Source organism: Gorillibacterium terrae, from assembly GCF_051594785.1.
Lineage (GTDB): Bacteria > Bacillota > Bacilli > Paenibacillales > NBRC-103111 > Gorillibacterium.
The window spans coordinates 525,504-531,642 of the sequence record NZ_JBPPGI010000003.1 but is presented as its reverse complement, the minus strand read 5'-3'; the positions used below and the strand labels follow the sequence as shown (position 1 = coordinate 531,642).

Here is a 6,139-nt window from a genome sequence, read left to right as displayed (position 1 = left end):
AGATCGTTCTCTTAAGCTCATTACTTAACACTTGCGTGTTGTTTGTGCGTCCTCCGAGCCGAAGCCCGAATTCTGCGTCCTATCCACTCGTTGTTCAGTTTTCAAAGGACCATTTTCTTGCGTCGGCCTCTTGCTTGTCCGGAAAATCCGATCCGTCCGAAGCGACTTAAATAATATAGCATGGCCCCGACTCTTGAGTCAACCCTTTTTGATAGAAAGTTTAATGTTAAATTTAACCATAACCTATATCTGCTTTATCCTTGTATAACGAACCACTGAACAGCCGCCAGCAAGGCGAGACCGGGCATGCCCAGAATGCCGATAAGCGCGACCGTCCCGCCGTTGATCGGCAGGTGAAAGCCATAGGATGCCCCAAACCAATTGGCGGCATACAGCAAAACAGCCGCCACTGAGGCCGCGAGGCCCCACTTCGCCAACAGCCGGCCGGCCTGCCGGTTGCGGAACAATAAGACCGCCAGCAAGACGAGCGATCCCGTCAACAGACCCCACATGAATATCCGCATGGTATCTCCCCCTCCTCAGCCTGCGTAAAAGGAGTATTCCTGCCAGTCCAACTTTTTGGCCTGCTTCAGCAGTATGTCATACTTCTTCTCGGCGGCGGCCATTGCAAACACGGCATAGTCGATCTCCTCGGAGATCCCCACCCAGTTCAGATGCTCGCTTGCGGTAACCCATTGTTCGTGCGCCCGGCGAATTTCGCGCAGCAGGTATTCCTGCTCTTCGGGAAGCCTTCCCGGGTCCCTTCGGTCGCCTCGATTGCCCCATCCCATCCCTAATCCCTCCCGATCCTTGGTACCACTAGATATAGTCACGGGAGTGAGGATTTAGAACAGGCCTCCGGGCTCATCCTATGCAAGAAGCGCCCCTGCCTTACGCGAACGGGTCGCTTAAGAGCAGGGGCGCTTCTCGGATTATCCTTGTACGGATATCCGCAAGTCCGATGAACTACACCTCTCTGCGCCCTTCCAGGGCTTTGGTCAAGGTGACTTCATCCGCATATTCCAAGTCTCCGCCCACCGGCAGGCCGTGGGCGATACGGGTTACTTTAAGGCCGAAGGGTTTGACCAGCCGGGATAAGTACATCGCGGTCGCTTCGCCTTCGATGTTCGGGTTGGTCGCCAGAATCAACTCCTCGACCCGGTCGTCGCTCAGCCGCTTGAGCAGGTCGGCGATGTAGATTTCATCCGGCCCAATTCCCTCCATGGGGGAAATAGCGCCATGAAGCACATGATAATAGCCGTTGAATTCCTTCGTCCGCTCCATGGCGACGAGGTCCTTGGGCTCCTGCACCACACAGATAACGGACGGATCGCGGCCCTTGTCCTGGCAGATTCGGCAGGGGTCGACATCGGTGATATTGCAGCAGACGGAGCAGTAATGGAGATTGCGTTTGACATTGATGAGCGCCTTGGCGAAATCGGTCACGTCCTCTTCTTTCATCCGCAGCACCTGGAAGGCGAGCCTTCCGGCCGTCTTCTGTCCGATGCCGGGCAAACGGGAAAACGCGTCGATCAGCTTGGCGATCGGTTCGGGATAATACAACGCTCAGGCCCTCATTTCCTTGGCCGGCCTTAGAACAGGCCGGGAATCTTCATACCGCCGGTAAATTTGTTCATGTCCTTGTTGGCCATTTCGTCGACCTGGTTCAGCGCTTCGTTGACGGCGGTGAGGACAAGGTCCTGCAGCATTTCCACATCGTCCGGATCGACGGCTTCCGGCTTGATGGCAATGCTCACGATCTTCTTGTGGCCGTTCGCCACCACGGTGACCACGCCACCGCCTGCAGTTGCTTCAATGGTCTTGGAGCCGAGCTCCTCCTGGGCCTTCAGCATCTGTTCCTGCATTTTCTTCACTTGCTTCATCATCTGATTCATATTGTTCATCGGTGCCATCTCCTAGTCTTCTTTAATTTTGACAAGCTCGGGGCCAAACAACTTAATGGCTTCGTTCACCAGTCCGTTCTGCTCCTCGGGTTCTTCCGGCTCCAGACGGAGAATTTCCGGGGGCGCCTCGGCTGCCTCGGCCGTTGCTTCCTTCCATTCTTTCATCATCACGGTAGCCAGTTGAACCGGATGGCCGAGAATTTCCGACATCGCCTGTTCGATGAGCTGCTTGTTCGCCGGCTTCTCCGTGGTTTCCCGGTGCATGGAGCTCTTGAAGGCGAGCAGCACCGTATCGGCGGCATAGCCGACCGGTTCGCCGTCGATCAGCCAAGCATGGACGGTAATTTTGCGTTCCTTGACCATGGCGAGCACCTGGCTCCATTTAAGCGTCGCCTGCTTCAGCAGCTCGGTCTCCCGCGATTGAAGGAACGGCTCCAGCTTGACGCGTTTGCGGACGCCGCCTCCGGACGAAGTTCCGCTGTTTTTGGGAGCGGAGGTTACGACCGAGGGCACCGAAGCTCGGGCAGCCTCTCCTGCGGCCGGTCCCCCTCCTTGCTGGAGCTTGGCGAGCTGCTGCTCCAACAGCGCCACCTTGCGGGCAAGCTCCCGAACCTCCCGGTCGCTCGAGGCAGCATCTGTACCGCCCGCATTTGCGGGCGCTGCTGAGTTTGCCGAGGTGACAGGTGAGGTGCACAGCTTCATCAGCGCCACTTCAAATAGCGTCTGCGGCTGGGCGGAATACTTCATTTCCGTCTGGTAGTGATTCAGGGTCTCGATGACGCGGAACAGTTCTTCGGAAGCAAACCCCTCCGCCACGGCCCGAAATTCCCCGACATGGAGGATGCGGTCGGTGACCGCTTCGGACTTCGGCACCATTCGAATCATCAGCAGATCGCGAAAATACACCATCAGGCTTTCCATGCATTTGTCGGCACTCTTGCCTTCCTGCGCCATGGTCTCCACCAGCTCCAGGCACCGGGCGACGTCCCGCTCCAGCACGGCCCGGGCCAGAAGGCCGAACTGTTCGGAGGAAATCCCTCCGGTGATGGAGACGACAGACTGATAGGTAATCCGCTCGCCGCTGAATGAGGAAATCTGGTCCAGCAGGCTGACCGCATCCCGCATGCCGCCCTCCGACAGCTTGGCGATGTACTGCAGCGCATCCCGGTCGGCGGCAAAGCCTTCCCCCTCGCAAATCGCTTGAAGGAAGTCCGCCTGCTCGTCGGCGGACACACGGCGAAAATCAAACCGCTGGCAGCGCGAAATGATGGTCGCGGGCAGCTTGTGCGGTTCCGTCGTCGCCAGTACGAACATCACATGCTCGGGCGGCTCCTCCAAGGTCTTGAGCAGCGCATTGAAGGCTTCCGTCGTCAGCATGTGCACTTCGTCGATAATGTACACCTTGCGGCGAACCTCAGTCGGCGAATACTTGGTTTTGTCCCGAAGATCGCGAATCTCGTCAACGCCGCGGTTAGAGGCCGCGTCGATCTCCAACACGTCGATCATCGAGCCTTCGGTAATCCTGCGGCAAGCCTCGCAGGCGTTGCAGGGTTCGGCCGCCGGTCCGCGTTCGCAGTTGACGGCCTTGGCCAGAATTCTCGCCAGCGTGGTCTTGCCTGTTCCGCGCGGCCCGTTAAACAGGTAAGCGTGGCTGAGCCGGTTTTCTCGGAGGGCATTCTGCAAGGTCCTTACGACATGGGACTGCCCCACGACATCGGCAAAGGTTTGCGGCCTCCAGCTTCTATATAATGCGATGTGCGCCATAGTTCCCTCTTTCCTTGCTCCCGCCGGGACGGAAATAGTCTCTTCATTATACTATAGATCGGCCGCCCAAGAAACCGCCGAAGCGGCGGCAATCGAAACGCCCCAACCCAAAAAACCTCCCGCTGGGGAGGCTAAGATTGCTTCAGGCTTACGAGAAGGGAAGGCAAACGGTAAACGTGGTCCCGAACCCCTTGGAGCTGACCCGAATGGTGCCGCCCATGTCGTGCACGATTCGCTGGCACACGGAGAGACCCAGTCCCGTTCCCTCGGATTTGGTGGTGAAGAACGGATCAAAGATTTTATCGATGAGAAAATTGGGGATGCCCGGTCCGGAATCGCGGATCTCCACGAGCACAACCCGGTCCTCCGTCTCCGTTCGGACACCGATGGTCAGACTGCCCCCGTCCGACATCGCTTCAATGCCGTTCTTGGAAATGTTGAGAAATACTTGTTTCAAAAGTTCCCGGTCGGCGACCACCTTCGGCGTATCCTCTGTCGCTTCGTAGTAAACGTTCACGTTGTGAAGGATCGCTTCATTGTGGATGATGGGCAGAATCTCCCGGAGGGTGGTATGGATATCCACCTCGTGATAGCTGACGTCCTTGCGTTTGCCGAGCAACAGGAATTCGCTGACCAAATCGTTAATCCGGTTAATTTCGGTCAGCATGATTTCGGTGTAGGTGCGTTCCTTGTCCATTTCCTTTTCCCGGAAGGTGTTGTTCAGCACCTGCATGAAGCCCTTGATCGACGTGAGCGGATTGCGAATCTCATGCGCCGTGCCGGCGGCAATCTGACCGATCATGGCCAGCCGGTCGCTGCGCTTGACCTGTTCCTCCAGAGAGCGCAGGTTGGTGACATCCTTGAACATGATATAGGCGCCGACAATCCGGCCGTCGCCGTCCTTGAGAATGTTCGAGTCGAGAAGCAAATCATACCGTTCGTCGCTGTTCATCCACGACATGGCGTGATTGCGGACGATCACCCCATCCAGGATGGAGCGGTCGACAAGCTGATGCTCCGCCGGAAGCGAGGCGAATATGGCATTCAGCGGTTCCCCCAGCACCTTGTCCCGGGATAAGCCGAGAATGCGGCAGGCGGTATCGCTGATATCGACCAAATGGAAGGACAGATCGATCAGCAGGACGCCGAGGTTGATATCCTTCATGAAGGCTCCGGCAAACTGCTGGAGCAGGCTGAGGTTGGGATTCTGTAAAATATCGGGAAACCGGAGGAGAATGGCCTGCCGCTGCTTATCATCACCGACTTGGACATATTTGGCGAGCAAGGCGGTTTGGAGGGAAGCTCCCGATGGAGATTTCAAGCTAGCCCGAAGCTCCGCGCCTTGACTCCGGTTCTGCGCCAGCCATTCGATTTCCGCCCATTCCGGGACGGAACCCTCTTCGAATACCGTCGAATAAGGCCGGCCGACCACCTCTTTGTTCTCGAGTCCCAGATGATCGAGTAAAACCCGGCTGAGACCGAGAATCAGACCGATTTTGTCCACTAACAAACAAGCGTACTGTTGACACTCGGACAGACATGCGATCAGGCAACTCGCTTGGGTTTGCATACACCCGTTCTGCGGAGATGACAATTGTCTTACCTCCCCACTGTCTCAGCACGTAACATTTACATGTATTAACATTCTCTGCAAACTAACAATCTCCTTCCGGAAGACCTTAAATTTAATCGGGTCAAATGGAGGAACGGCAGGCGGCAACAAGGATATGGCCAGGTTATTTTTACTTTATTTGGTATTTTAGTATAAAAAGAGCTATTTGAAACCTAAAAAAACGTCCCGGCTCTCGCCAAGGACGTTCATTTCTCATTATTGTCGATTCATTTAGTACCGTGCACCTGCCATCGATCATTGCGATCCAAGCGGAACGCCTACCGTAAGCTCGGGCTAGGCCACCCCTCGGCACATGAACACTCCCACTTACGGCTGCTTCCTTCCGGACCTGACCGGGTTCATGGGCATTCATTGCGAAGGACCCGGCCGTCAACACCTCGTGTAGACGTCAGACCTTACAGCGACAAGACCTTTGACAGGAATTCAATCCCGCTATAGCGGATTGCGGGTTACAGGGCACCGCTACCTCCCCATCTAGCACGGCAAGGAGTATTATACCTTATCTTGCATCCGATAAGCAAGGACTGGCAGGAATCTCCGAGGGACAGCCCCAAAAATAAAACCCCCTCCGGAAAGAGGGGGCGCTGATCCGTTGCCGGATTAGATGCCATACTTCTTCTTGAACTTGTCGACACGGCCGCCGGCGTCGATAAACTTCTGCTTGCCGGTGAAGAACGGGTGGCAGGCCGAGCAGATTTCAACGCGAACGTTCGGCTTCACAGAACCGGCTTCGAACGTGTTGCCGCAAGCGCAAGTTACCGTCGTAATTTGATACTTCGGATGAATTCCTTGTTTCATGATTCTTTCACCTCTTTCCGCCCTGGCTCTGTTATGTCGA

Annotated in this window: 7 protein-coding genes and 1 other RNA gene; all 8 read right to left on the bottom strand. The window is 56.0% G+C overall.

The annotated features are described in order from the left end of the window. Nucleotides 1–254: 254 nt before the first annotated feature. Nucleotides 255–524, bottom strand: a complete 270-nt coding sequence (locus ACSEXS_RS14955; protein WP_438434033.1) for a pro-sigmaK processing inhibitor BofA family protein — start codon at nt 522–524, stop codon at nt 255–257. 15 nt (nt 525–539) lie between these two features. Beyond that, the gene (locus ACSEXS_RS14950) at nt 540–791 is read right to left on the bottom strand and encodes a DUF2508 family protein (RefSeq protein ID WP_438434032.1); all 252 of its coding nucleotides are present in this window, start codon (nt 789–791) and stop codon (nt 540–542) included. Between the two features lie 175 nt (nt 792–966). Then, nucleotides 967–1,563: a recombination mediator RecR gene (gene recR, locus ACSEXS_RS14945; protein WP_438434031.1), complete on the bottom strand. Its 597-nt coding sequence runs from the start codon at nt 1,561–1,563 to the stop codon at nt 967–969. Nucleotides 1,564–1,592: 29 nt separating this feature from the next. Beyond that, nucleotides 1,593–1,904 (bottom strand): YbaB/EbfC family nucleoid-associated protein, encoded by a 312-nt coding sequence (locus tag ACSEXS_RS14940; RefSeq protein ID WP_438434030.1) that lies wholly within the window; start codon nt 1,902–1,904, stop codon nt 1,593–1,595. A gap of 12 nt (nt 1,905–1,916) precedes the next feature. After that, nucleotides 1,917–3,668 (bottom strand): DNA polymerase III subunit gamma/tau, encoded by a 1,752-nt coding sequence (gene dnaX, locus ACSEXS_RS14935; protein ID WP_438434029.1) that lies wholly within the window; start codon nt 3,666–3,668, stop codon nt 1,917–1,919. Nucleotides 3,669–3,816: 148 nt separating this feature from the next. Continuing rightward, nucleotides 3,817–4,905 carry an ATP-binding protein gene (locus tag ACSEXS_RS14930; RefSeq protein WP_438434053.1) on the bottom strand — a complete coding sequence of 363 codons (1,089 nt, stop codon included), beginning with the start codon at nt 4,903–4,905 and terminating at the stop codon, nt 3,817–3,819. Between the two features lie 612 nt (nt 4,906–5,517). Further along, nucleotides 5,518–5,784: signal recognition particle sRNA large type (ffs, locus tag ACSEXS_RS14925), an RNA gene on the bottom strand. A 117-nt stretch (nt 5,785–5,901) separates the two neighbouring features. Continuing rightward, nucleotides 5,902–6,099, bottom strand: coding sequence for a 50S ribosomal protein L31 (gene rpmE / locus ACSEXS_RS14920; RefSeq protein ID WP_438434028.1), 198 nt, complete (start codon nt 6,097–6,099; stop codon nt 5,902–5,904). Nucleotides 6,100–6,139: the final 40 nt, after the last annotated feature.